We start from the raw sequence: 25735 nt of genomic DNA on the forward strand, positions 1-25735 counted from the left end.
CCATGAACGCAACCCTTGCGGCAACACCGCCCCACACTCCGTCGGCGATCGAGGTCACTCGGCCGGATCTCGATCAGGGTTTGGGCACCGCAGGAAAGATCGGGTTCGGCGCGGCCATCGTGGCCGCCATCGGCTATGTGGCCTACAGCGTCTATTCGGACGCCTCGGCTGTCGGCATCGAGCCCACGACCTACCTGCCGTTCGTCCTGCTGTTCATCGCACTGCTGATCGCGCTGGGCTTCGAATTCGTGAACGGCTTCCACGACACCGCCAACGCCGTTGCGACGGTGATCTACACCAACGCCATGCCTGCCAATATCGCGGTCGTGTGGTCGGGGTTCTTCAATTTCCTGGGCGTATTGCTCTCGACCGGGGTAGTGGCGTTCGGGATCGTTTCCCTGCTGCCGGTGGAACTGATCCTGCAGGTGGGCTCCAATGCCGGCTTCGCCATGGTCTTCGCCTTGCTCCTGGCGGCGATCCTGTGGAACCTCGCGACGTGGTGGCTCGGTATTCCCTCCTCGAGTTCCCATACCCTGATCGGCTCGATCATCGGAGTCGGCGTCGCGAACGCGCTCATGCACGGCAAGAGCGGCACGTCCGGTGTGGACTGGAGCAAGGCGACCGACATCGGCAAGGCGCTGCTCTTCTCGCCATTGATCGGCTTCGGCGTGGCCGCCTTGCTGTTCCTGGCGATGAAGGTGCTCATTCGCAAGCGGGAGCTTTACGAAGAACCCAAGGAAGGGCTGCCGCCGCCGCTCTGGATCCGCGCGCTGCTGATCTTCACCTGCACCGGGGTGAGCTTCGCCCATGGCTCCAACGATGGCCAGAAGGGCATGGGTCTCATCATGCTGATCCTGATCGGTACGGTCCCCACCGCTTACGCTCTCAACCGCGCCGTGCCGGAACGCTACATGGCCGAGTTCCACAGCCAGTCGGTGGCCGCCGAGATGGTATTGCGTAGTGACGGTGCCGGCGCGAACATAGCACCGGCTGACGCTCGCCGACACGTCACGGCCTATATTGCCGAACGGAATTTCACGCCGGAGACTTTGCCCGCGCTCTCGGTGCTGGTCCATGATGTAGATGCGCAAGTCACCGCCTATGGGTCGCTCGCGAAGGTCCCTGCGGCGGCGGTCAGCAATATCCGCAATGACATGTACCTCGCTTCGGAAGCGATCAAGGGGCTGGGCAAGCAGAAACCCACTGTGCTTTCGGAAAACGGACAAGAAACGCTCGCCACCTACAAGGAGTCGCTGGATGCCGGAACGCGCTTCATTCCGACCTGGGTGAAGATCGCCGTGGCTTTCGCGCTGGGTCTGGGAACCATGGTCGGCTGGCGCCGTATCGTCGTGACCGTGGGCGAGAAGATCGGCAAGACCCACCTGACCTATGCCCAGGGCGCCGCAGCCGAACTCGTCGCCATGGGCACGATCCTCGGGGCCGACCACCTCGGCTTGCCGGTATCGACCACCCATGTGCTGTCCTCGGGCGTAGCGGGGACCATGGCGGCCAATCGTTCAGGCTTGCAGATGAGCACGATCCGCAACCTGCTCATGGCCTGGGTGCTGACGCTTCCGGTGTCGATCGTCATCGCGGGCGGCCTCTACATGATCTTCGCGCGCATGTTCTAGCGCTCGCGCGCCCTCTCTCGTAGCAAACCCTGTTGTGAGATCCGCCTGTCGTGATAGCCTGCGCGGACAAACCAGAAGGGAGAGCTGGATGCCGCTGATCGAACGGGCCGCGCAGGCCCTGGCCAAGTCGCAACATGGCCAGGACGACTTCCACCGTCTTGCGCCGGATGCCCAGGAGCAATTGAGAGAGAACGTCCGGGCGGTCATTCGCGCGCTGCGTGTGCCCACGCCGGGAATGTGCGAGGCCGGGCACAAGCTTTTGGAACAGGATCGCGGCCATTCCGTGGGCAATAGCGATGCGCATGACGCATGGCAGATCATGGTTGACGCCGCCATTGGCGCTTTCGCTAGCAAAAGCGCAGTGGATGTCCGCAGCGACTGAGTGGTCGTGACGGAAACGTTGGGGAAGCGTGCGGAAACGCTTCCCCGACGTTGTTCCTGAAACGGTAAAGCACCCGAATAAAGAGGAGCCGAGGGGGGGGCACCTCCTGACGGATTTGAATCGACCCTGACGCTCTGGCGAGCAGAGGTCGTGATTCGTGCCCGGCAATTGCGACCGGCTCTCAATTCATACGAAAATCATATGCTTCATCCCGGCAGTTCGTCTCGAATTGCCCTGGCGGATGGGCCTAACGGCTCTGCTGCAATCGACCGGCGCCTCTTCCGGCGCGGGCTTGCAGGAGCATTTGCATGCAGGACATCCTCTGGGTGGGCCTCTTCCTCATCCTACTTGTCGCCAGCCTCTGCTACGCGGCTTTGTGCGACCGCGCGTGAGGAACAGGCGACCATGACCATCGACCTCGGGCTGGCGGGTTTCAGCGCTCTCGGCCTTCTCATCTATCTCTTAGCCGTGCTTGCGCGGCCTGAACGCTTCTAGAAGGAGCGCTTCCATGACAATGCAGGGATGGCTGCTCATCGCGGCCTTCGTGGGCCTGTTGCTCGCCCTCGCCAAGCCGGTGGGCCTCTGGCTCTTCGCGCTCTACGAGGGCCGCCGAACACCGCTTCATGCCGTGTTCGGTCCGGTGGAGCGCGGCTTCTATCGCCTTTCCGGCATCGACCCGCAGGAAGACCAATCCTGGCGGCGCTACGCCGTCCATATGCTGATCTTCAATGCGGCGCTCATGCTGCTCACTTACGTCCTGCTGCGGGCGCAATCGCTGCTGCCGCTCAATCCGCTGAGTTTCGGTGCGGTGAGCGAGCATCTCGCGTTCAACACGGCGATCAGCTTCGGCGCCAACACCAATTGGCAGAGCTATGGCGGGGAATCGACGATGTCGAACCTCAGCCAGATGCTGGCGCTCACCATTCACAACTTCCTCTCGGCAGCGACCGGCATCGCGCTGGCCTTTGCGCTGTTTCGCGGCTTCGCACGGCGCAGCGCCGCCGGGATCGGCAATTTCTGGACGGACATGACGCGGGTGACGCTTTACCTGCTGCTTCCGCTCTGCATGGTGCTGGCTCTGTTCTACGTCGCGAGCGGCGTACCGCAGACGCTGGCCGGATCGGTGGACGTTCACACGCTCGAAGGCGCGAAACAAACGCTCGCTCTCGGCCCGGTCGCTTCGCAGGAAGCGATCAAGATGCTGGGCACCAATGGTGGCGGTTTCTTCAACGCCAATTCGGCCCACCCCTTCGAGAACCCGACGGCCCTGACCAATCTGGTGCAGATGCTCTCGATCTTCCTGATCGGTATCGGGCTTACCTATACGTTCGGCAAGGCTGTGGGCAACACGCGCCAGGGCTGGGCGATCCTGGCGGCCATGATGGCGCTGTTCCTCGCAGGCACGGCCGTCACCTACTGGCAGGAAGCCGCGGGCAATCCGGTGCTGCATGATCTGGGCGCCGCTGGCGGCAATATGGAGGGCAAGGAAGTCCGCTTCGGCATTGCCGCTTCGGCCCTGTTCTCGGTGGTGACGACAGCGGCAAGCTGCGGCGCAGTGAATGCCATGCATGACAGTTTCACGGCCCTTGGCGGCCTGATCCCGCTGTTCAACATGCAACTGGGCGAAGTCGTGATCGGCGGCGTGGGGGCCGGCATCTACGGGTTCCTGCTGTTCGCCATCCTCGCCGTCTTCGTGGCGGGCCTGATGGTCGGCCGAACCCCTGAATATGTCGGCAAGAAGATCGAGAGCCGCGAAGTTAAACTGTCGGTTCTGGCGATCGCCGTCCTGCCGCTGGTCATCCTGGGCTTCAGCGCACTGGCTTGCGTACTCTCGGCCGGGCTTGCGGGACCGCTCAACAAGGGCCCGCACGGCTTTTCCGAGATCCTCTACGCCTTCACCAGCGCCGTCGCCAACAACGGCTCTGCCTTCGCCGGGCTTACCGCCAACACGCCGTTCTACAACGGTATGCTGGGCGTTGCCATGTGGATCGGGCGCTTCTTCATCATCGTGCCGATGCTGGCCGTGGCAGGGAGCCTGGCCGCCAAGAGGTACACCCCCGCGACGTCCGGCAGCTTCCCCACGACGGGTCCGCTCTGGACCGCCCTGCTGATCGGCATCGTCCTGATCGTCGGCGGTCTCACGTTCCTGCCCAGCCTCGCGCTTGGCCCTATCGCCGATCATCTTGCGATGATCCGCGGCCAGCTCTTCTGAGGATCTCCCGAAATGGCCCGATCCGAATCCAAGTCTCTTTTCACCGCCGACCTGATCTTTCCCGCGATCGGCGACGCGTTCCGCAAGCTCAATCCCCGCGAACTGATCCGCAATCCGGTGATGTTCACGACCGCCGTCGTCGCGGTGCTGCTCACCGTCCTGCTGATCGTCGGCAGCGACGGGCTGGCGGCCGGTTTCAAGATCCAGCTCGTGCTCTGGCTGTGGCTGACGGTGCTGTTCGGCACTTTCGCGGAGGCCCTGGCCGAAGGTCGCGGCAAGGCGCAGGCCGCTTCGCTGCGGGCCGCCAAGGCGGAACTGACCGCCAAGCGACTGAAGGGCGACGGTCTCGGCAGCGACCGCTACCACGAGGTTCCCGCCAGCGCGCTCAAGCGCGGCGATGTCGTGCTGGTGCAGACCGGCGACCTGATTCCCTCTGACGGCGAGGTCATCCTGGGCGTCGCCTCCGTCAACGAGGCCGCCATCACCGGTGAGAGCGCCCCGGTGATCCGCGAGGCAGGCGGCGACCGCTCGGCCGTGACGGCCGGCACCCGCGTCATTTCGGACGAAATCCGGGTGCGCGTCACCGTCGATCCGGGGCAGGGCTTCCTCGACCGGATGATCGCGCTGGTGGAAGGCGCCGAGCGGCAGAAGACGCCGAACGAGATCGCCCTGACCCTGCTGCTGGTAGGCCTCACGGTGATCTTTCTGATCGCGGTCAGCACCATCCCCGCGTTCGCGACCTACGCCGGCGGATCGGTGCCGGTGTCGATCCTTGCGGCGCTGCTGATCACCCTGATCCCAACGACCATCGCCGCGCTGCTCTCGGCCATCGGTATTGCCGGAATGGACCGCCTTGTCCGGTTCAACGTGCTTGCAAAATCGGGCCGCGCGGTCGAGGCGGCGGGTGACATCGACGTGCTGCTGCTCGACAAGACCGGCACCATCACCGTGGGCGACCGGCAGGCCACCGAGTTCCGCCCGGTCGGCGGCATCGACGTTACCGAACTGGCCGAAGCGGCCTTGCTCGCCAGCCTTGCCGACGAAACGCCGGAAGGCCGCTCCATAGTCGTCCTGGCGCGTGAGAAGTTCGGGTTCACGAGAGTCACGCTGCCCGAAGAAGCCCGGATCATCCCGTTCACGGCGCAAACCCGGATCTCGGGAGTCGACACCGGCGGCCGCACTATCCAGAAAGGCGCGGTCCAGGCCATTCTCAGGGCCAACCCCGGTGCCGGTGAAACCGCAGCAGCCACGGAACTGCGCCGCCTGACCGATGAGATCGCCCGCGCCGGCGGCACGCCTCTGGCCGTAGCGGTGGACGGCAGGCTGCTCGGCGCGATCTTCCTCAAGGACATCGTCAAGGCCGGCATCCGCGAGCGTTTCGGAGAGCTGCGGACGATGGGCATCCGCACCGTGATGATCACCGGCGACAATCCACTGACGGCGGCCTCGATCGCGGCGGAGGCGGGTGTCGACGATTTCCTCGCGGAAGCTACGCCGGAAGACAAGCTCGCGCTGATCCGCAAGGAGCAGCAGGGCGGCAGGCTCGTCGCCATGTGCGGAGACGGCACCAACGACGCGCCCGCCTTGGCGCAGGCGGATGTGGGCGTGGCCATGAACACCGGCACGCAGGCGGCGCGCGAGGCCGGCAACATGGTCGATCTCGACAGCGATCCGACCAAGCTGATCGAAATCGTCGGCCTCGGCAAGCAGTTGCTGATGACTCGCGGGGCGCTGACCACGTTTTCGGTCGCCAACGACGTGGCCAAGTACTTCGCGATCATCCCGGCCATGTTCGTGGCGCTCTATCCCGGGCTCGGCGTGCTCAACGTCATGAAGCTGGCTACACCGGAAAGCGCGATCCTTTCCGCCATCATCTTCAACGCGCTCATCATTCCTCTGCTCGTGCCGCTGGCGCTGAAGGGCGTGAAATACAAGCCGATGGGTGCAGGGCCGCTCCTGGCGCGCAACCTTGCGGTCTACGGCCTGGGCGGACTGATCGCTCCGTTCATCGGCATCAAGCTCATCGATCTGGCCGTCGGGGGCCTGGGACTGGCGTGAGGTTCGAAAGGGTTTCGCGCGGGTCGCGGAAAGGACCGGCCGAAGCCCTCTCGTCCAGACGCAGCCCCTCCAGGAGATAGACAATGAACAATGACGTACTTTCATCCCTTCGTCCGGCCATGGTCATGACGGTGCTTTTCGCTGCATTGCTGGGCCTGGCTTACCCCCTGGCGATCACCGGCCTGGGTCAGCTCCTGTTTCCAAGCCAGGCTAACGGCAGCCTGGTGGAGGAGAACGGCCGCGTGATCGGCTCCACCGTGATCGGACAGGCCTTCACGTCCGAGCGTTATTTCCAGACGCGGCCCTCCGCCGCCGGCAAAGGCTATGACGGGCTGGCGTCCTCAGGATCGAACCTCGGCCCGACGTCGCAAGTGCTGGCCGATCGCGTCAAGGAGCAGGTCTCGGTCATGAAGGCCGCTGCGCCGGGCAGGGCGGTCCCCGCCGACCTCGTCACGGCCTCCGGCTCCGGCCTCGACCCCGACATCACGCCCAAAGCCGCCTTCTATCAGGTCGACCGGATTGCGCGCCTGCGCAACCTCGATCGTTCGGAAGTCCGACGCCTGGTCGAAGGTAGCGTGAAGCTTCCCATCCTCGGCTTTCTGGGCGAGCCCCGCGTGAATGCGTTCGAACTCAATCGACGTCTGGACGCGATCGGCGCTAAAGCGCTTGCGGGGCGGGAGGCAACGGCCACCCCATCGGAAAGTGCGGCGAACAGGAAGTGATGCGAGCATGATGGTTTCGGTCCGAACGAGATATGCTCCGGTCTATCCGGCGGCCGGATGAGCGGCAGGCGCATGAACGAACCGTCCAGACCTTCGCCCGAAGCTCTCCTGCGCTCCGCTGCGCAGGAGGGCCGAGGCCGTTTGAAGATCTTCCTCGGGGCTGCGCCTGGCGTGGGCAAGACCTGGGAGATGCTCACCGAAGGTCGCCAGCGGCGCGAGGCCGGCGTGGATGTCGTGATCGGCGTGGTGGAAACCCATGGCCGCCAGGAAACCGAGGCGTTGGTCGTCGGGCACGAGATTGTCTCTCGCCGCGCCGTGCCGGGCGGGGGGCAGGGGGCAGGCGAAATGGACATCGACGCCATTCTGGAGCGTCGGCCGCAGCTCGTCCTGGTAGACGAACTGGCGCATTCCAACGCTTCCGGCAGTCGGCACCCGAAGCGATACCAGGACGTCGAGGAACTTCTCGCTACCGGGATCGACGTCTATTCGACGCTCAATATCCAGCATGTGGAAAGCTTGAACGATGTCGTCGCCTCGTTCACTCGGGTCCGCGTGCGCGAGACGGTGCCCGACGGAATCCTCGAACAGGCCGAGATCGAAGTCGTCGACATACCGCCCGACGAACTGATCGACCGGCTCAAGGACGGCAAGGTCTATATCCCGCACGAGGCGACGCGGGCGCTTGCGCACTTCTTCTCGAAATCCAACCTCACCGCCCTGCGCGAATTGGCATTGCGCCGTGCGGCCCAGGCAGTCGATGCCCAGATGCTGGAGCATCTGCGCGCCCATGCCCTGGCCGGCACGTTCGCAGCCGGAGAGCGTATCGTCGTGGCCGTCAGCGAGCAGGATCATGCCGAAGGGCTGGTCCGCGCGGCCAAGCGGATGGCCGATGCGCTGCGCGCGCCCTGGACGGCGGTCCATATCGAAACCCAGCGCGACAGCAATTTTCGTGATGCCGAGCGTCTTCAGCTTGCCGACACCCTGGCGCTGGCTTCGCGCCTGGGAGGCTCGACGACCAGTATTCCGGCGGCGAGTGTCGTCGAAGGGCTGCACGCATTTTCCGTCGAGGCTCGCGCCACGCAGATCATCATCGGCAAGTCGAGCCGCTCCTGGTGGTTCGAGAAACGGCACGGCTCCGTTGTCGACCGGCTGGTGCGGACCATCGGCGACGTGGCGGTTCATGTGCTGCCGGCGGGCGGCTCGTCTGTACGCAGGGCAGGGCAGCCTGCGCGCCATCCGCCGCGAACCTCAAGTCGTTGGGGAAAACCGGCGGACTATGTGTGGTCGCTGCTGGCGGTAGCTGCCGTAACTGTTTCCGGCCGCCTGCTGCTGGAGGCCATCGAACTCGGCAACATCGCCTTGCTCTATCTCGTCCCGGTAATGTTCGCCGCCGCCACGTTCGGCCTGCGCGCCGGCCTGTTCGCAGGGCTGGCGGCGAGCCTCGGCTACAACTTCTTCTTCCTTCCGCCTACCGGCACCCTGACGGTCAACAACCCGGAAAACGTCATTTCCATCCTTGTCCTGCTGGGGGTAGCGGTGGTCACCAGCCAGTTTGGCGCGCGGGTTCGTGCCCAGGCCGATCTTGCCCGAACCAGTTCGCGGCAGAACGCCGCGCTTGCCAGCTTCTCGCGCCAACTGACCGCCGCAGCTTCCCGGGACGAACTCATGCAGGCGATCTGCGCAGAAGTCGCGCGGCTGCTGGATGTCCGCACCGTTCTCCTCGTGCCGTCCTCGGCCGGACCTTATCTGAGCGCGGCCTTCCCGCCCGAAGATCGCCTCGACCAGATAGAGATCGCCGCGGCGCAATGGGCCATCGACAACGAGCAGCCGGCGGGACGCGGATCCGCCACGCTCACGGCATCCGACTGGCTGTTCCATCCTCTGCGTGCGTCCTCCTCATCCGAGCGCGGCGTGCTGGGGGTGCTTGGCATAGCGCGCGAGGATGCGGGCGCGCCGCTCCGCTCGGACCTGCTGCCGCTGCTGATGAGCCTGCTGGATCAGGCGTCCATCGCCCTGGACCGCATGGCGCTGGAGGAAGAACACCTCAAGACCTTGGCCGCAGGGGAGCGGGATCGGCTGCGCTCCGCCCTGTTGTCTTCCGTCAGCCACGATCTGCGCACGCCATTGACGACTATTCTCTCGGCCGCGCACGAGATGAAGCGGAACCTGTCCCTGGATCTGGCCACGACCATCGAAACCGAAGCCCTGCGCCTGAACCGCTTCATCGCCAACCTGCTGGACATGGCGCGGATCGAGGCGGGCGCCCTGCCGATCAAGGACGAGGCGATCGATCTCTTGGACGCCGCTGCTGGAGCCGTCGACGATACCCGAGCCTCGCTTCAAGGCCATGCGATCGAGATGGAGGTCGCCCCCGACACCCCGCTGGTCCGGCTGGATCCGGTGCTCCTCCATCATTGCCTCATCAATCTGCTCGACAATGCCGGTCGCTATGCCCATCCGGGAACGCCGATCACGATCCGCTGCCTCCGCTCGCCCGATGCGCTTCTGCTTTCGGTGATCGACCAAGGGCCCGGAATTCCGCGCGGCCAGGAAAGGCGCGTCTTCGAGACCTTCACCAGACTGGAGGGGTCCGACAGGGCACGGCAGGGCACCGGGCTGGGGCTTGCCATCGTCCGGGCGTTCGCCGAAGCGATGGATCTCACCGTCGAAGCCGCCAACAGGGATGACCCGCAAGGCGCCTGCTTCACCATTCGCATTCCGGCACGCCGCATCATTATGCCTATCGAGGATGGCGAACTGTCATGACCATTCGCAACAAGGTGCTCGTCGTCGAGGATGAGCCGCAGATCCGCAGCCTCATTCAGATAGCCATGGCGCGTACCGGCCATGCGACCAGTGAAGCCGGAACCGCGCATGAGGCACTGGAGCGGCTGCGCAAGGATCAGCCCGATGTCGTGGTGCTCGACCTGGGTCTCCCCGACCGCGACGGCCTGGAACTCGTGCCGATCATCAAGCGGAATACGAGTGCGGCGCTGATCGTCCTTTCCGCAAGAGAAGCCAGCGAGGAGAAAGTCGCGGCGCTCGATCTGGGAGCGGACGACTATATTACCAAGCCTTTCGATACCGACGAACTGCTCGCGCGGGTTCGTGTCGCTTTGCGGAACCGGAGCGCACGGGGCAGCGGGGATCCGGTGGTGAACGTCGGAGATGTGTCGATCGATCTGCCGGAGAGGAAAATCACCAAAGGCGGCCGGGAAGTCCACCTGACCCGGAGGGAATTCGCCGTTCTCTCCCAACTCGCGAAGTTCCCCGGCCGGGTGATCACGCATCAGCAGATCATGGCTCAGGTCTGGCCCAACGAGGCGGAGCGCCACGTCGAGTATCTACGGGTACTGGTGCGCGCCTTGCGTCAGAAGCTGGAAACGGATCCCCAGCGGCCACAGGTGATCGGGAACGAGATGGGCATCGGCTACCGGCTAAAGATGGATAGCAACCCGGCCGCTTGAAAACATACGAAATCCTTATGCGAACCCAGGAGGCTTACTCTCGATACAGAACGCGGCGCGCCTCTAATTCGAGGTCCTCGATACGCTCCGTCACGCCGGAACGTGCGCATAGAAGAGGACATCATGAAGACCATCGCCATCGCCGCCGCCCTGATTGCCGCATCGGCTCCTTTCGCGGCCCATGCCGGCGAGACCGGCACTGCGGACCTCACCGTTTCCGGCTCCGCGACCCTGACCTCTGACTACCGCTTTCGCGGCGTCTCCCAGTCGGACAAGAACATGGCGGTGCAGGGCGGCCTCACCGTCAGCCATGCGAGCGGGCCTTACCTGGGCGCCTGGGCCTCCAACCTCGCCGGTTGGGGCACCTTCGGCGGCGCCAACATGGAACTGGATCTCCTTGCCGGCTACAAGGCGAAGCTGAGCGACAACGCGGCGCTCGATGTCGGCCTCACTTGGTACATGTACCCAAGCGGCGCCAACGACACCGATTTTGCCGAGCCTTACGCCAAGCTCTCTGGCACGAGCGGCCCGTTCACCGTGACGGTAGGGGCAGCCTACGCTCCGAAACAATATGCCCTCGCCAACGTCTCCAACGCGCCGAACAGCCGAGGACAGAAGCAGGACAATCTCTATATCTGGACGGACGGTGCTGCGGCGATCTCCGGGACGCCGCTGACCGCCAAGGCTCACGTCGGCTATTCGGACGGCAATCCCGGCCTCGGCCCCAATGGCACCAGTGTCGCACCGACTGGACGCTATTGGGACTGGTCGCTGGGCATCGACGCTGCCTGGCGAAACCTGACCTTGAACCTGTCCTATGTCGACACCGATATCACGACCGCCGAAGCGGCCCGCCTGCAACCCAACTTCAGCACGGGACAGGACGGGCGGGGGTCGATCGCGGACGGCGCCGTGCTTGCCTCTATCACTGCGGCATTCTGATGGACCCGGAGCCCGGCCGCGCACGCCGGGCTCCTGTGCCAGGCATGAATACCGAGGTGTCTGCCTAGGCGCAGGACAACTTCGGGAATGTGCCTGGAAATCCCATACCAACGTATGGGGCCAGGCATTCGCCGTCTGGCCCACGAAGTGCGCGATTTCAAGCCGGACCCCGTTACACTCATCGCCCCATGCGCGCCGGAATCGTCGTGCTTCGCGTTAGGCCGGCATAACCGATCGTATGTCTACAGCTCGCCGCGACATGGGTCCATATCCGCCAGCATACATTGGCTACCTGAAATCCTGAGACCGGGTGTTCCAGAGGCCATTCTTGCAAAGGTGGAATATGAACCACGCATCTGTTCTTCAGGGAAAGACGTCCGAACCGTCGCACATCAGCGGCGGACTTACTTTCGCGATGGCGGTCTCCGCCGGACTTGCCGTCGCGAATATCTATTACAACCAGCCCATGCTCGGCGTGATCGAACGCGATTTCCCCGGCACCCTGACCGGCCTGGTACCGACCGCCACCCAGCTGGGCTACGCGCTGGGCCTCTTCGCCCTGGTGCCGCTCGGTGACCTGGTTGAACGCCGCCGGCTCATCATCACCCAGTTCTTCATCCTGACGCTGGCCCTGGCGGCCGCCGCGGTGGCGCCAAGTGCGGTGACGCTGCTGGCGGCATCGCTGCTTCTGGGCGTGGCTTCCACGGTCGCGCAGCAGATCGTGCCTTTCGCAGTGCATCTTTCTTCGCCCGAGCGGCGAGGTGCCGTGGTCGGCACCGTGATGTCCGGCGTCCTGTGCGGCATCCTGCTCAGCCGTACCCTGTCCGGGTTCGTCGCGGCCCACGCCGGTTGGCGCGAGATGTTCTGGCTCGGCGTGCCACTCGCGCTGGGAGCTGGCGGTTTGATGGCCGCGACGCTGCCCAGGAGCGCGCCTGATACCGAGCATACTTACGGCAGCCTCATGGGTTCGCTGGTCCATCTCTGGAAGGCGTTCCACGAACTGCGCGTGGCAGCCATCACCCAGGCGCTGATCTTCGCGGCCTTCACCGCGTTCTGGACCATTCTCGCGCTCCATCTGCAAGAGCCGAAGTTCGCCCTCGGTTCCGAGATCGCCGGTCTCTTCGGGATCGTCGGCGCCGTGGGCATCTTCGCGGCGCCCATCGCCGGCCGCATCGCCGACCGCAGCGGGCCGCACAAGGTAATCCTGGCCGGTGCCATTCTGACTGTCGCCTCCTGGGCGCTCTTCGATATCTGGTCCTCGATCGGGGGCCTGATCGTGGGCTGCATCCTGCTCGACTTCGCGGTGCAGAGCGCCTTGGTGTCCAACCAGCACATCGTCTACGCGCTTCGCCCGGAGGCCCGCGCCCGGCTCAACACGATCTTCATGGGCTCGATGTTCCTGGGCGGCGCCGCCGGCGCCGCAGGGGCCACGGCCGCCTGGAACCATGGCGGGTGGAGCAGTGTCGCCTATTTCGGTGTGGGCCTGGCCCTGGTCGCCACGCTCATCCAGATCGCAGCCACCTTGCGTCGCCGCTGAGCACGGCCGCCGATACTCGCCTTTCCTGCCGCATCCGAATGATCGCGGCAGGATGGGGCTTCGAAACCCAACGCCGGAGGACGCCTTCATCATGGACGAAAAACCGAAAACGACCCGCCCCGCGGGTTTGATCACCGTAGTCTCCGACACGATCTGCCCTTGGTGCTATGTCGGCAAGCGCCGTCTTGAAGGCGCCCTGAAGATACTGTCCGAAGAAGGATTGGACTTCGACGTCGAATGGCGGCCCTTCCAGCTCAATCCGGACCTGCCCGATCGCGGCATGAACCGGCGGGATTACCGCGCGGCCAAGTTCGGTTCGGCCCAAAGCGAAGCACTGGATCGACATGTCCAGCAGGTCGGGCTCCAGTCCGGCATCGACTTTCGTTTCGATCTGATCGAGCGGACGCCGAACACCCTGGCTTCTCACGTCCTGATCGCCGACGCCCGCCGCGCCGGCGGGCTGGTGATGCAGAACAAGGCCGTCGATGCGCTGTTCGCCGCCTATTTCACGCAAGGGCGCGACATCGGCCGGGCAGACGTGCTGCGCGAGATTTCCTTCGAGGCCGGCGTCGACCACGGACCCGACGTCACCGCCGAACTATGGGAGTTCGTGCAGGAGGAGGAGAATGTCCTGCGCCAGTCGGGCCTCAACAGTGTCCCGACCTTTCTGTTCAACGGCCGCTATCTCCTGAACGGGGCGCAGCCGACCCTGGCACACGTCGAGGCGCTGCGCCGCGCGGCAGCGGCAGGCGCCTTCGACGCGCCGTTCTCGGGTTGGGACGCATGACGAGCGTCGTCGTGGCCGGCGGATCGATCGCCGGGTTAGGCGCGGGTGTCGCGCTGCATGCTGCCGGCATCGACGTCCATGTCTTCGAACGCGACGCCGGCTCCCTGAGTGCCGCCGGAGCAGGCCTCGTCGTTCAGCCGGAGCTTTCCAGGCTCGCGGAAGCCGTCGGCGGTCGAACCCTGCCGATGACCGCGTGCAGCGGGCGCCGCTATCTCGGGTTCGACGGCCGGGTGGGCCATCTTCAGCCCATGCCGCAGCAGTTCACGTCCTGGGAGGCGGTGCATTCCACGCTTCTCAGGAGCTTCCCGAGCGATCGTTATCATGCCGGGGCTTCCGTGCTGAAGGCCGACAACCGCGCCGACGGCATCGAGATACTTGTCGAGGGTCTGGGGACCTTTCCCGCGGACCTACTGATCGCGGCGGACGGAGCGCAATCGCCCACCCGCCGCGCGCTGCTGCCTGACCTCAAAGCGCGCTACGCCGGATATGTGGCATGGCGCGGAACGGTGCCCGAACGCGATCTCCCGCCGCAGGTCGCGGAGTTCTTCGACGATACCTTCACCTTTACCGACGCCCGTTCCGGGGGCCATGCCTTGGCCTACTTCATACCGGGCGAGGGCCTGGCGACCGCACGCGGCGAGCGGCGCATGAACTGGGTGTGGTATGTCGGCGCCGACGCGGCGGAGCGGGACGACCTGCTCGTCACGAAGGACGGTCACCGACGCCGCGCCTCTCTTCAGCGGGGCATGGCGCGCGGCGCAGTGGTGGAAGATCTGAAGGGGCGCGCGCCGCGCGAACTGCATCCCATGTTCGCCCGCCTGGTCGAGGCGACGGACGCGCCGTTCCTTCAGTCGATCGTCGACCTGGACGTTCCCCGCTCGGTTTTCGGGCGAACCGTCCTGATCGGCGATGCCGCCGTCATCGTCCGGCCCCATACTGCCGGCGGGGCAGCCAAGGCCGCGCGCGATGCGATGGCCCTCGCGGACCTGCTCGCCGACCCCCGCGTCCCGACCGATGAAGCGCTGGCGCGGTTCGAGCGCGAGCAGCTGACTTATGGCCGCGACCTTCTGGACTACGGCATCAGGCTCGGCAGGCAGTGGGCCAGACTGTGAGCGATGCGCAACGGCGAGAAGGCGGTTACGGAGATCGACCAGGCGATAAGGCGCGTGCATCCCGAGGTGGTGCTGCGTCTACTGAAGCCGCAAAGAAGCGAGAGCTTCCGCACGATAAGAATGCGGAGAGGATGGTAAGGCGCGGCTGCGAGGAATGCCCCGAGAGCCCATGCCGTTCTGGCGTGTCTGGCGGCCAGGCTGCGCTGAAAGTCGAAGATCATGCCTTAACGGAGCAAGTGCTCATCATCTCGGGCCATCAGGAATGGTGAAGAGGAACTCGGTGCCCTCGGGGCCGGTTTGCCGGATCGCCAGGCTTCCACCATGTTGCTCTGCGACGGTCCGGGAAATGGAAAGGCCGATTCCCATGCCCTCCGGGCGCGTGGTGAAAAATGGCTCGAAAATCCTGTCGGCGATCTCGTCGGGGATGCCGGAGCCGGTATCGCGAATGGTGACATAGGCTACATCGTCGACGATCCAGGAAGTGATCTCTAGGCGTCGGCGATCCTCGGGTCGCGAGGCCATAGCATGAATGGCATTGTAGATCAGGTTTACGACGAGTTGCTGGAGCTGTGTCCGGTCGCCCGCGAAAGTCCGGCCGGATGCCGCGAGATGCTTGGTGACCAGGACGCCCGCTAGCGCGAGTTCCGGTCCTGTCAGGCGCAGGACTTCGCTGATGAGATCGTCGATATCGATGCGGCCCGAGATTGGCGGGACCTGTTTGGCCAGTGCGCGCACGGCACGGATGATCTCTTCCATTCGCGCGGCAGCGGCCTTGATATCCTCGATATTGGCGACCACTTCCTCGATGTTCGGCGTAGGTCGCCGGAGCCAGCGAAGGCTCGCGGCGGCGGAGGAGGCGATACCGAGCAGAGGCTGGTTGGTTTCGTGCGCGATTGAAGCGGCCAGGCCTTCCATCACCGACCGCTGAGACGCGCGCGTCAGGGCCGCACGCGCGGATTGAAGCTGCTCTTCGCTTTCACGTCGCCGCGAATTTCCTTCGACCAGTTCGTCGAAGTCCATCGCAGCGGCCAGCGCGCTCGCGAGGTGCGGAGCAAGGGTGTGAACAAGCGCAAAGTCCGACGACGTCATCGCCGAGCGAGCGGTGCCCTCCTGAAGCACAAGGACACCCACGGCATTGTCGCCCTTGTAGAGCGGCTGACACAGGTACATGTCGCCTTCCCCGTCGCCGCGCCCAAGATCGGCACCGGCTTGCCTCGTGGCGAGGAATTCCGCGGCCTTGCGGAGTATCGCGGCGGATAGACGGGGGATCTCAGCCGCATCCGTAATAGCCGGCTCGCCGCGCCGCGCGAAGGCGGCGGGCTGTAAAGTTCCGTCCCGGTGCAGGAGCACATGGCCTAGCGTGAAACTTCCCAAGGCGATCAGATTTTCCGCTATCGCAGAAGAGACACGCTCGACACTCGTTTCCAGCGCGATCTTTTCGAGGATATCGAGACACAGCCCGAAATCTGGCGCTATCATCGCGCGACCGGCGCCATCGTCCGTCACGGCTGGATCTAGACGCTCGGTACGGTGGGGTGCGCTGGTAGGTTTCGCCTCGGTGATCGGAACCATGATGCTCGGCCCTTCGTCGTTCGCCTGCCGGGTTCATAGCGGCAGACCTGGGTACTTGGTAGGTCTCTGCCGGACGACCGGAGCGGATCCAATCAGACTTCAGTATATCGCCTCTGCCGCAGGGGGCTCGGCTTATCGATCAGTCCAGCGGGCCCAGAACGCGTTCCAGGCTCGTCACGAGATCGTCGATGTTCCATGGTTTTTCCAGGAACGCCTCTACCCCCGCGGCTTGCGCACGGCCTTCGATCTTCTCGTTGGCGTAGGCGGTCACGAGGATCACCGGCAGTTGGATATCCAGGGAACGAAGCCTTTCCAGCAGAGCCAGCCCCGACATCTCGCCCATCTGAACGTCGGAGATCAGGCAGTCGAACGAAAGCAGATCGGACTTCAGAAAATTTTCCGCGGATTCGAAGGTTTCTGGCACGACACCATAGGAGCGCAGAAGACTGGCCGCCGAAGATCTCACCAGAGGATCGTCATCGATGATGGCTACGCGCTTCCCGCCAGTCATTGTATTTCCGGGCCTTTCAATCAATGCAATCGTCGCGACCTGTCATGCCCCGGCGCGCGAAACGGGAATGTCAGAGCGAGCGTTCCAGCATCTCGGCCATTCGGACGAGTTGGGCGACCGTTTTCGCCTCCATCTTCTTCATGACGCTCGCACGATGGAGTTTGACGGTGATTTCGCTGAGACCCAGTTCGTTGGCGGCCTGTTTGTTGAGCAGGCCGGATGACACGAGTTCCATGACTTGGCGCTCCCGGGGGGTTAGCAAGTCGTACCGTGCACGCAGGCTGGATATCGTGGCGCGTTGTTCCCGGTTCACCCGATCCCGAGCAAGCGCGGCGTCGACAGCGTCGAGAAGGTCCTGATCGCGAAACGGCTTCTGCAGGAAATCGACTGCGCCGGCTTTCATGGCACGCACGCTCATGGGCACATCGGCATGGCCGGTGATGAAGATCAGCGGGCGCTCGTCGCCCTTGTCGCGCAGACGGGTCTGCAATTCGAGCCCGCTCAGGCGAGGAAGGCGCACATCCAGGATGATGCAGCCGATGTCATCGGTAACCTCCATGTCCAGCAGTTCCTGGGCGGAAGCATAGGTTGCCGTCCGAAGGCCCGTGGAGCGCAACAGGCTGTCGAGCGTTCGCCGCACGATCTCATCGTCGTCGACGATCAGGACGAGGGGCTGCCGCTCGAGAGAACCGTCTGGCTGAGGGGAGTTGGTTCCAATCATCTTCCGTACCGGTGTGATCGTCGGCCAATCTGCCGCCAGTTCGCAAGCAAGCTTGGAGGGCGGCATTCTGGCATGTGGGACGTTCGCGTCATGGGCCCGCCTGAGCCGCCCATCTGATGGGCTCTGACCGAAATAGCGCCAGGGGTCAAACTCTTGCCGCGCGATAAGGAGTGCCGACGCTCAATCTTGCGGGAAACTCGTGCAATTCGGCGAGATTATACAAGTCGCACAAGGGGCGATCCGTGCCGGTGGTACTGACGCCAGCCGGGTCAGGTTGTTGGCTGCCGGCAGCAAGGCCGCGAGGAAAAGCGCTGGTCCGTGGTTCACTTCGAGGCCTGCCGCCACAGGAACGGGGTCGCGCCGAAATGCTGCCGGAACAGGCGAGTGAGATGGGCATGATCGGTAAAGCCGCAAGCACAAGCGACCTGGCTGAGGTTCTCCTCGGTCGTCAGCATCAGGGTCTGCGCTCGCTCAAGTCGGCACCGAATGATGTGGCGATGGGGTGTCTCGCCGGTCGTCGCCTTGAACGCACGGCAGAAGTGGCTGGCACTTAGCCGGGTCAGCGCGGCCAGGTCGCGGATGAGAATGGAATCGGCGAGATGACGCTGGATGTGGTCCTTGGTTACCCGCAACTGCCAGGAGGCAAGGCCGCCGCGCGCGAACTGGCTCTTGGTTGAAACGCCGGCCGGATCACTGGACGTTTCTTCTTGAACGGCGGCTGTGGCCTCGTCCTGCGAGCCAAGCAGGGCCGAGATCTGCCGGATGTACTGCCGGGCCAGCACCGGATCCTTCTCGATCACACCTTCCGCCTGGTGGAGCAGCCGCTCGGCCAGGGGAAGGGCTGTAGTGAATGGGCTCGCATGCACGATCGGCCTAAGCTGTTGCATCTGCATCTTCGTCGTCCTGGTGCTGATGGGCGTTTCTCGAGGATCTACGGCCTCTCCAGGGTTGCATCTATCGCACGCTGGTTCAGCCAGAGCACCGTGGAGCATAGCCATCTCATACCAAGGTATGGGGTGGCAGTCCGGCGGATCGGGATCGAGTCCCCTCAAAGCGCGGAACGGCCTACGCGTCCGAGGAGATCAGATAGCGACGTTCTGACGGACCTTCACCGGCCGGTGGCAGGAATGTCCGTCGACGGCCAGCGGTCAGCAACCGAGTTGTCAATGAGGATGCGCCTGACCCAGAACCGTAAAAGCCGGAGTCGACGATCGTCATCGGCCCCGGCTTTCAAGAACGGCGGGCTTCCGCCGGACCTTAGCTCATGGTGGAGTTCGGTGCGGCGGAGCCTTCACGTGGCCGTGATCAAGCGCCCTTCACAAAGGCGAGCAGATCGGCGTTGATCGTCTCGGCCTCTGTGGTCAGCATGCCGTGGGGGAAGCCGGGATAGATCTTCAGCTCGCTATTCTGGAGCAGCTTGGCCTGGAGCAGCGCGGCGTCCTTGTAGGGAACGATCTGGTCGTCATCCCCCTGAAGGACGAGGGTGGGGACGGTGATGGCCTTGAGATCGTCCGTCTGATCGGTCTCCGAGAAGGCCTTGATACCCTGCAGGTGTGCGAGTGCGCTGCCGTTCATGCCCTGACGCCACCAGTTGTCGATCACGCCTTGCGAGACTTTGGCGCCTTCGCGGTTGAAACCGTAGAACGGGCCGGCTGCAACGTCGCGGAAGAACTGCGCGCGGTTGGCGGCCAGTGCTTCGCGGAAGCCGTCGAAGACCTCTAGCGGGGTGCCTTCGGGATTGCTGTCGGTCTTGACCATCAGTGGCGGGACGGCGCTGACGAGCACGGCCTTGGCGACGCGGCCCTGCGGCTGACCGAAGCGAGCGACGTAGCGCGCCACTTCGCCGCCGCCGGTCGAGTGGCCGATATGGACGGCGTTGCGCAAGTCGAGGTGTTCGGCGACCGCCGAAGCGTCGGCTGCGTAGTGGTCCATGTCATGGCCGACATCGATCTGCGACGAACGGCCGTGGCCGCGACGGTCATGCGCGACCACGCGGTAGCCGTGGGCCAGGAAGAGCAGCATCTGGGCATCCCAGTCGTCGGATGACAGCGGCCAGCCATGGTGGAACACGATCGGCTGAGCGCCCTTGGAACCCCAGTCCTTGTAGAAAATTTCGGCGCCGTCTGCAGTCTTCACAAAGCCGCTGGTCATGATCGAATCTCCATAAATGTGTCACGGTCGGATGAAGAGTGGCTGATTGCAGAAGGCAGAAAAGAGATCGTACCTGCCAGTCGGTTACCACTGCCGGGCCGGTTCACTGCAATCCGTTCGCTATCGACATCCGTTTACTGAAACCCGCTCTCGGAAAATGGAACGATCCGAGCAGCGCGGGATTGAGAGATCGCAGAGAAGACGCGGCATAACTATCCGTTGATAGGCACTATGCCGATCATACCAATGTATGAGCCAGGGACGATATAGATCATGGCAAGGGAGGGCTCAGGGTATTCCACGCATGACAGGGCGCGCTGCTCTATGCTGCAAGAGCGAAATGTGTGATGGGGCACACATGCGCGATTTCGGTCCTCTGATGACGGCTGCCATTCTCATCACGCCTTTTGCGGCCACGTCGGCCGCGGCCGAACCTGCTGCACAGCGGCTGACCATGCGATCGAAGCCGCTAAAGTCGGCCCTGCTGGAAGTCGCCCGCCGCTACAAGGTCGAGATTCTTTTCTCGAACGACACTGTGCGTTCTTTCCGGGCGCTGGCGATTTCCGGAACGTTCACGGCGCAGGAAGCTCTCAGCGCACTGCTAACCGGCTCCGGCCTTGCCGTGCGAGGCTCTCGCGAAAGCGGCTTCATGATCGTTCGTGCGCCGCAAAGCGACATTCCGCCCGCGGCAGGGATGCCGGACATTCTGGTCGTCGGCCACAAGACCCAGAATGCGGACATCCGGCGGCGCTCGAACGACGTGCAGCCTTACCAAGTGCTGGCCCGGCGCGACATCCGCATGGCGCAAGCGGGGACGGTCGATGAACTTCTTGGCAAACGCGTGTCGCAAAACACCGCCGGTCTTTCCTCCGCCCAGAAGCCCCAAGGCTCCCAAGGGTCCGTTCGCTCGAACTTCAACTTGAGAGGCCTGGGCATGGACGAGACTCTGGTGTTGATCGACGGGCGGCCCATGCCTCGCGTGCCGGGGATGAAGTTCGCCCTTGCGCAAGCCGACGTGAACGCACTCTCGACCGGAGCTTTGGAACGTGCCGAAGTGCTCACCTCGACGGCTGGCGGGATCTATGGGCCTGGAGCCATGGGCGGCGTCATCAACTTGGTTCTTCGCCGGGATTATCGCGGCGCAGAGGTCACCGCCACCAGCGGACTGACCTCGCGCGGCGACGGCGCCTACCGGCGATGGGACGCTCGGGCGGGCTTTACGCCGGACGGCGGCGCCACCGATGTGATGATCGCCTACAGCCGGATCATGAGCGACGGGCTTTCGAATGGCGAACGGGACTATGCCGATCGCACCCGTGCGCGCAAATACGCCGGCGGTCTTCCGTCTCTCTATGTTGAGTTGCCGTTATCCAGCTCCGTCAATATCGCCAGCATCGGCGGTACGCCGTTGACGCTGAGGGCCGCTTACGGCGGACAGGCACTCGGCAGCAGCATCACCTATCTGGCCCCTCAGGACGGGCGATCGCCGGGCGACCTGGGAGCGGCATTGAGCAGCCGTGCGGGTGGGTTGGATACGGGGCTGCCATCAGGCGAGGGCGGAACCGGCAGTACCTTGGTGGCCGCGCAGCGATCGAGCATGCTCCTGGCCAACCTGCGTCATCGCTTCGGAAGCCGACTGGAGGCCTACCTGGACCTGATCAGGCTCAGCGACAAAGGGATCATCAACTACTCGCGATCGTCTTTGACGGGAACTCTGTCCGCAGACGATCCGCGCAATCCCTTCGAGCAGGACATCGGCTTCGTCATGCCGGCTCCAGGGCTTGGAACGAAAGGAGGAACCGAGACGAGGACCACGCGGGTGAACGCCGGCCTGATCGTGTCGCTTGCCGACGAGTGGAAAGCGAATCTGGATGTCAGCCTGGGGCAAGTCCGTCAGCTCTATGCCGTGGCGGGCCGGACGTATGGGCTTGATGCGTTATACGCTCTTTACGGAGTTCCGCTTGCGGGACGCCCGGCGCTGGATCCGTTTTCGAGCGCGGCAGACTTCAACGCCGCTCTTGCCGATTACCAGGTGCAGTCCAGCTTCCGGTTTGCGCAAGTCAACCGCATGTCCGATGGTGCCCTGCGAATCGCTGGCCCGCTGGCCAGGCTTGGAGGGGGTCCGGTCACGGCGACCTTTCTGCTCGAGCAGCGCCTGGAGAAGGTCCGGCCAAGTCGCTACGATGCGCTCTCCGAGCCGTTCGGCATGCCATACGGCAGCGCCGTTCCGGGGTTCTCTGAAAGAATACGGTCGGCTTATGCGGAGTTGCACGCCCCGCTCATCGACCGGAGCAGCGCTATCGTTCCCTTTCGCGGGCTCGAACTGCAGCTTGCCGCCAGACGTGACGCGACTCGGGCGAGGCTGCAAAGCGGGTATCTTCGCAATGTAATCGGCGCGCCCGACGGGTTCGACAGTGCAGGCCGCGCCGCTATCACCTACACCGTCGGTGCCAAGGCCCTGCCGGTTCCATGGCTCTTAGTCCGCGCCAGCGTCGCGACAGGCGAACAAACTCCTCCTCTCAGCGAGCTTGGCCAAACCGGCGTGCTGATCTCTCCCATATTCGATCCCAGACGGGGAAACAAAGTCACCACCACCCCTGTCGACCTATCGGTATACGGCAAGGGCAAGATCACGCCAGAACGCGCCAAGTCCTTTTCTGCCGGCCTCGTACTGACCCCGCTCGGCGCCGATGGCGCGGTCTTCAGCCTGGATTACACACACATCCATCGCACGCGGGAGGTCGATGGCCGCGTGATCGGCGATGCAAATTACTTCGTTTATAACGAAGCCGCTTTTCCCGGGCGGGTGACGCGCTTGCCGCTCTCGGTTGAGGATGCGGCTCTGGGCTATACCGGAGGTGTGATCACGCAAATCGACACTTCCTACCTGAACACGGGTTGGACCAAGGTCGATGCCGTCGACGCTCACCTCTCGTTCCCGATCGGCACTGCAACATTCGGCGATTTCGTCGTGCGCGGCAGCCTGACCTGGCAGCCGCGGTTTACGCGCTACATCGGTTTGGACGCACCTGCCGCAAGCTATGTGGATCATTCGGACGGGGTGTTGAAATGGCGCGGAAACGGCGGCATCGACTGGGTCAGCGGTCCGGCAAGCATCTCGCTCAGCGGCCAGTACTACGGTCCCTATCGCGTCACGAGTGCAACAGGAAGCCCGTCCTACGCTGAAAGCGTCCTCGCGCAGCAAGGGCGGGTTTGGGTCTCTTCCCAGCTGACGTTCGATCTCGCGGCCGCTTATCGATGGGAGCTGCAGCGTAGCGGCGGCTTGCAGCCCCGTTCCATGGATTTGCGTTTCGGCATTTCCGACATCTTCGACCATCGGCCGGCCATCGATGTGGTGGGAGAGCCCGGTTACAGCATTTATGCAAATCCCTATCGCCGCCGCTTCGAACTAGCCCTCACGCTCGGGGTCTAGGGCGTAAACTCATGAATGCACCATTGAGGCGTGCAAATGGCGAACGGCTTGGGCCGAAGCGGCCGCCGCGCGGGCCGGTTGCCCGTTCAAGGTTGCTTAGGTTCGAGATGGACGCGATTTGGGCATCCTTCGGATCAACGCAAAATGGTCCATCGCTTCGTCAGGAAACCTTCAAAAATACGGACGTATTCCGGCCGCTTCCGTCGTGGCGCTGAACCATCATGCCTCAAACCTCGAGGGTGGCATTTATGAGTTTACGCCCTGGTCGCTTCGCAGTGCAGCTCTTTCGGACGGGTTGATGTTCTGCATCTCCGCTGCGCTCTTCGTCCGATGGATAATCTGCAGGATCTCCTGGCCGCAGGCGTCGAGCATCCCGAGCAGCTTGCAGACTTCGTCAAGGTCCGGCGTGCCGCGCTCGATCCAGTGATGGCATGCGCGGGCGATCGTGACCATGCCGATCACCGGTTCCCGCAGCCGGTCAAGCCCATCCGGTCCCGCGCCGCCGAAAGGGATTTCGTCTCCGTGCAGGTTCCTTTGGGGCTTCGCTGTGCGCCGGACACGTTCAACCACCTTGGCCACCTTGCTTATGGAATTTGGACATCGTTGAGAAGAAACGCACCTCTTCCGAAAATCCACATCCCGCACCCACGTTTTTTTGAGGCACACCAAGGTCTCCGCTGAAGCTGCCTCGAAGAAAGTCTGCAATCCTCGAAAAACTCGGGTGAGAAAGTGCGGATCCGGACAGCGCGTGCGTTCAACACATTACCGGTCCTGCAAGAACTTCCAACAGGCGTAAGAAACTATGTGTCAGGTGGGACTGGATTTTAGGATCGAGATGACGCAGACGCCCGTCATGGCCGACGAAGAGATTCCGTCCAGAGAGGAAGGTCTGCGGGCGGCCCAGCTCGAGAACTTACGCTACACGCTCGAGCGTTTTTTCCAGAGGCGCGTCAAGGAACGCGAGGACATTCCAGACCTCATCCAGGACGTTTTCGTTCGCCTGCTCGGGCGCGGAGGCGAAGCGAATATCGAGCACCTGAACAGCTACGTCCTGCAGATCGCCGCCAGCGTTCTGGTCGATCGTAGCCGGCGGCGAAGCGTTCGGCATCATGACGATCACGTGCAATTCGATCCTCAGCGCTCCGCAGAGGCGGATATCGGCCCCGATCGCATCGTCGCCGGACGCGAAGCGTTGAGAATGCTGATGTTTGCCGTCGAACAAATGCCGGAGCGAACGCGGAGCGTCTTCGTACTGCGGCGACTGGAGCAGATGTCCTACAAGGAGATCGCCAAGCGCCTCGGCCTTTCGGTCAGCGCGGTGGAGAAGCATATGGTCCGCGCGGCGGAACGGCTGGCAAGCCTGGGAGACCTTCCATGACGGTGAAGGTCACGAGAGCGGCGCTCGCTGAACTCTCGCCGGGCGATGCGGCGGCACTGTGGAAAATTAAGCGCGATAGCGGCGCGCCTTACGATGTGCATCTGTTCGAGCGATGGCGCGATGAAAGCGCGGCAAACGCGGCGGCCTGGGACAGCCTGAATCACGCCTGGTCGCTGTTCGACGATGCCGACGATCCTGTCTTCGCCGCCTTGCGCCAGGACGCGCTGGCCGCCGGTCCGGCGCGCAGCACCCACCGCAGGAACGGGCTGCTCGCGCTCGCCGCATGCCTCATTCTGGCATTGGTCGGGACGCTGGCCTTCGTTCGCGCCGATGGTGATGGGCGCGGGGGGCGATCCGCGACGTTGGCGCATAACGATGGCGGGCCCGCAGAGCAGAGCTATTTTGCGCAGGACGCCAGCCAGCGGATCGAGCTGGCCGATGGCACGGAAATGATCCTGGCCAAGGGCGCGCGTGCGCGCACTGCCTTTGCGGACGGCACCCGCCGCGTGCTCCTCGATGAAGGTCGGGCGCGCTTTTCCGTCCGCCATGATCGGGAACACCGATTTGAAGTCGTCGCCGGGGCCTGGTCGATCGTGGACTACGGCACACGGTTCGACGTGGAGGTCCAGAAGGACGGGCTACGCGTCGCCCTGTTCGAAGGTTCAGTGGAGGTGACCGGCAACGGCAATGCTCCCACGCGGCTGCAGCCGGGCAAGCAACTCATCGCCCAGGCAGGCGCGTCGGACAGGATTTCGGATATCGGCGCTGCGGACGGATCGCAGGATGCGGATGGCATGGCGCAATTCGAGAACGCCACGCTCGGCGAAGCGGTACAGCGCTTCAATGCCGTGAACGAGGTCCAACTGGTGATCGCCGACCGGCGGGCTACGAATCTGCGCATCACCGGGCTGTTCCGTCTCCGCGATCCCGCCCGGTTCTCGGCGCTGCTGTCGCAGCTCCTTCCGGTCAGGGTGTCGCGCGTGGACGCCGAGAAGATCGAGATTCGATCGCTGCGTTGAGGCCGTTTGGACGCTGCGCAGTGGGCAGTACCACACTCAGTGATATGCCGGCCTAACCTTTCGCAGGTGTACCGATCTGCGCGCCGTCCTTTTATATCGG

The 25735-nt window shown here is 63.9% G+C and carries 21 protein-coding genes; 15 read left to right on the forward strand and 6 right to left on the reverse strand.

The window, feature by feature from the left end:
* Window positions 1-2 precede the first annotated feature (2 nt).
* From L284_RS28265 to L284_RS28315, 12 genes are all read left to right on the forward strand, one after another.
* Window positions 3-1631 (forward strand): inorganic phosphate transporter, encoded by a 1629-nt coding sequence (locus L284_RS28265; RefSeq protein ID WP_021232646.1) that lies wholly within the window; start codon window positions 3-5, stop codon window positions 1629-1631.
* A gap of 88 nt (window positions 1632-1719) precedes the next feature.
* A complete protein-coding gene (locus L284_RS28270) occupies window positions 1720-2013 on the forward strand; it encodes a hypothetical protein (protein ID WP_021232647.1) in 294 nt (97 codons plus the stop codon).
* A gap of 405 nt (window positions 2014-2418) precedes the next feature.
* Window positions 2419-2508, forward strand: a complete 90-nt coding sequence (locus L284_RS28275) for a potassium-transporting ATPase subunit F (protein WP_021232648.1) — start codon at window positions 2419-2421, stop codon at window positions 2506-2508.
* 13 nt (window positions 2509-2521) lie between these two features.
* Complete coding sequence (gene kdpA / locus L284_RS28280; protein ID WP_031341497.1) at window positions 2522-4225, forward strand: potassium-transporting ATPase subunit KdpA; 1704 nt, start codon at window positions 2522-2524, stop codon at window positions 4223-4225.
* A 12-nt stretch (window positions 4226-4237) separates the two neighbouring features.
* Window positions 4238-6283 carry a potassium-transporting ATPase subunit KdpB gene (gene kdpB, locus L284_RS28285; RefSeq protein ID WP_021232650.1) on the forward strand — a complete coding sequence of 682 codons (2046 nt, stop codon included), beginning with the start codon at window positions 4238-4240 and terminating at the stop codon, window positions 6281-6283.
* A gap of 83 nt (window positions 6284-6366) precedes the next feature.
* On the forward strand, window positions 6367-7005 hold the full coding sequence (kdpC, locus tag L284_RS28290) for a potassium-transporting ATPase subunit KdpC (RefSeq protein ID WP_052018315.1): 639 nt from the start codon (window positions 6367-6369) through the stop codon (window positions 7003-7005).
* A 72-nt stretch (window positions 7006-7077) separates the two neighbouring features.
* Window positions 7078-9771 carry a sensor histidine kinase gene (locus L284_RS28295; RefSeq protein ID WP_031341499.1) on the forward strand — a complete coding sequence of 898 codons (2694 nt, stop codon included), beginning with the start codon at window positions 7078-7080 and terminating at the stop codon, window positions 9769-9771.
* The gene (locus tag L284_RS28300) at window positions 9768-10472 is read left to right on the forward strand and encodes a response regulator (RefSeq protein WP_021232653.1); all 705 of its coding nucleotides are present in this window, start codon (window positions 9768-9770) and stop codon (window positions 10470-10472) included. The genes L284_RS28295 and L284_RS28300 overlap by 4 nt, the downstream gene beginning before the upstream one ends.
* A gap of 123 nt (window positions 10473-10595) precedes the next feature.
* Window positions 10596-11414, forward strand: coding sequence for a TorF family putative porin (locus tag L284_RS28305; RefSeq protein ID WP_031341500.1), 819 nt, complete (start codon window positions 10596-10598; stop codon window positions 11412-11414).
* Window positions 11415-11757: 343 nt separating this feature from the next.
* Window positions 11758-12951, forward strand: a complete 1194-nt coding sequence (locus L284_RS28310) for an MFS transporter (protein ID WP_021232655.1) — start codon at window positions 11758-11760, stop codon at window positions 12949-12951.
* 91 nt (window positions 12952-13042) lie between these two features.
* Complete coding sequence (locus L284_RS0123710; RefSeq protein ID WP_152524599.1) at window positions 13043-13738, forward strand: DsbA family oxidoreductase; 696 nt, start codon at window positions 13043-13045, stop codon at window positions 13736-13738.
* Entirely contained in the window at window positions 13735-14850 is a 1116-nt protein-coding gene (locus L284_RS28315) for an FAD binding domain-containing protein (protein WP_021232657.1), read from the forward strand. The genes L284_RS0123710 and L284_RS28315 overlap by 4 nt, the downstream gene beginning before the upstream one ends.
* Before the next feature lie 243 nt (window positions 14851-15093).
* Here the strand turns inward: L284_RS28315 and L284_RS28320 are convergent, their stop codons facing one another.
* From L284_RS28320 to L284_RS28340, 5 genes are all read right to left on the reverse strand, one after another.
* Window positions 15094-16422 carry a sensor histidine kinase gene (locus L284_RS28320; protein ID WP_081673877.1) on the reverse strand — a complete coding sequence of 443 codons (1329 nt, stop codon included), beginning with the start codon at window positions 16420-16422 and terminating at the stop codon, window positions 15094-15096.
* A 139-nt stretch (window positions 16423-16561) separates the two neighbouring features.
* The gene (locus tag L284_RS28325; RefSeq protein WP_152524600.1) at window positions 16562-16957 is read right to left on the reverse strand and encodes a response regulator transcription factor; all 396 of its coding nucleotides are present in this window, start codon (window positions 16955-16957) and stop codon (window positions 16562-16564) included.
* Window positions 16958-17003: 46 nt separating this feature from the next.
* Window positions 17004-17654 (reverse strand): response regulator transcription factor, encoded by a 651-nt coding sequence (locus L284_RS28330; RefSeq protein ID WP_040712452.1) that lies wholly within the window; start codon window positions 17652-17654, stop codon window positions 17004-17006.
* 323 nt (window positions 17655-17977) lie between these two features.
* Window positions 17978-18547, reverse strand: a complete 570-nt coding sequence (locus L284_RS28335; RefSeq protein WP_021232661.1) for a helix-turn-helix transcriptional regulator — start codon at window positions 18545-18547, stop codon at window positions 17978-17980.
* 412 nt (window positions 18548-18959) lie between these two features.
* A complete protein-coding gene (locus tag L284_RS28340) occupies window positions 18960-19805 on the reverse strand; it encodes an alpha/beta fold hydrolase (RefSeq protein WP_021232662.1) in 846 nt (281 codons plus the stop codon).
* A gap of 649 nt (window positions 19806-20454) precedes the next feature.
* Here L284_RS28340 and L284_RS28345 point away from each other — a divergent pair.
* Window positions 20455-23238, forward strand: a complete 2784-nt coding sequence (locus tag L284_RS28345; protein WP_160172089.1) for a TonB-dependent receptor plug domain-containing protein — start codon at window positions 20455-20457, stop codon at window positions 23236-23238.
* Between the two features lie 246 nt (window positions 23239-23484).
* Here L284_RS28345 and L284_RS28350 read toward each other — a convergent pair whose 3' ends face one another.
* Complete coding sequence (locus L284_RS28350; RefSeq protein WP_021232664.1) at window positions 23485-23817, reverse strand: hypothetical protein; 333 nt, start codon at window positions 23815-23817, stop codon at window positions 23485-23487.
* A 256-nt stretch (window positions 23818-24073) separates the two neighbouring features.
* Here L284_RS28350 and L284_RS28355 point away from each other — a divergent pair, with 256 nt between their 5' ends.
* Window positions 24074-24616, forward strand: coding sequence for an RNA polymerase sigma factor (locus L284_RS28355; RefSeq protein ID WP_021232665.1), 543 nt, complete (start codon window positions 24074-24076; stop codon window positions 24614-24616).
* Complete coding sequence (locus tag L284_RS28360) at window positions 24613-25635, forward strand: FecR family protein (protein WP_021232666.1); 1023 nt, start codon at window positions 24613-24615, stop codon at window positions 25633-25635. Before L284_RS28355 ends, L284_RS28360 begins: the two co-directional genes overlap by 4 nt.
* Window positions 25636-25735 lie beyond the last annotated feature (100 nt).

The sequence above is a fragment of the Novosphingobium lindaniclasticum LE124 genome (assembly GCF_000445125.1).
Classification (GTDB): domain Bacteria; phylum Pseudomonadota; class Alphaproteobacteria; order Sphingomonadales; family Sphingomonadaceae; genus Novosphingobium; species Novosphingobium lindaniclasticum.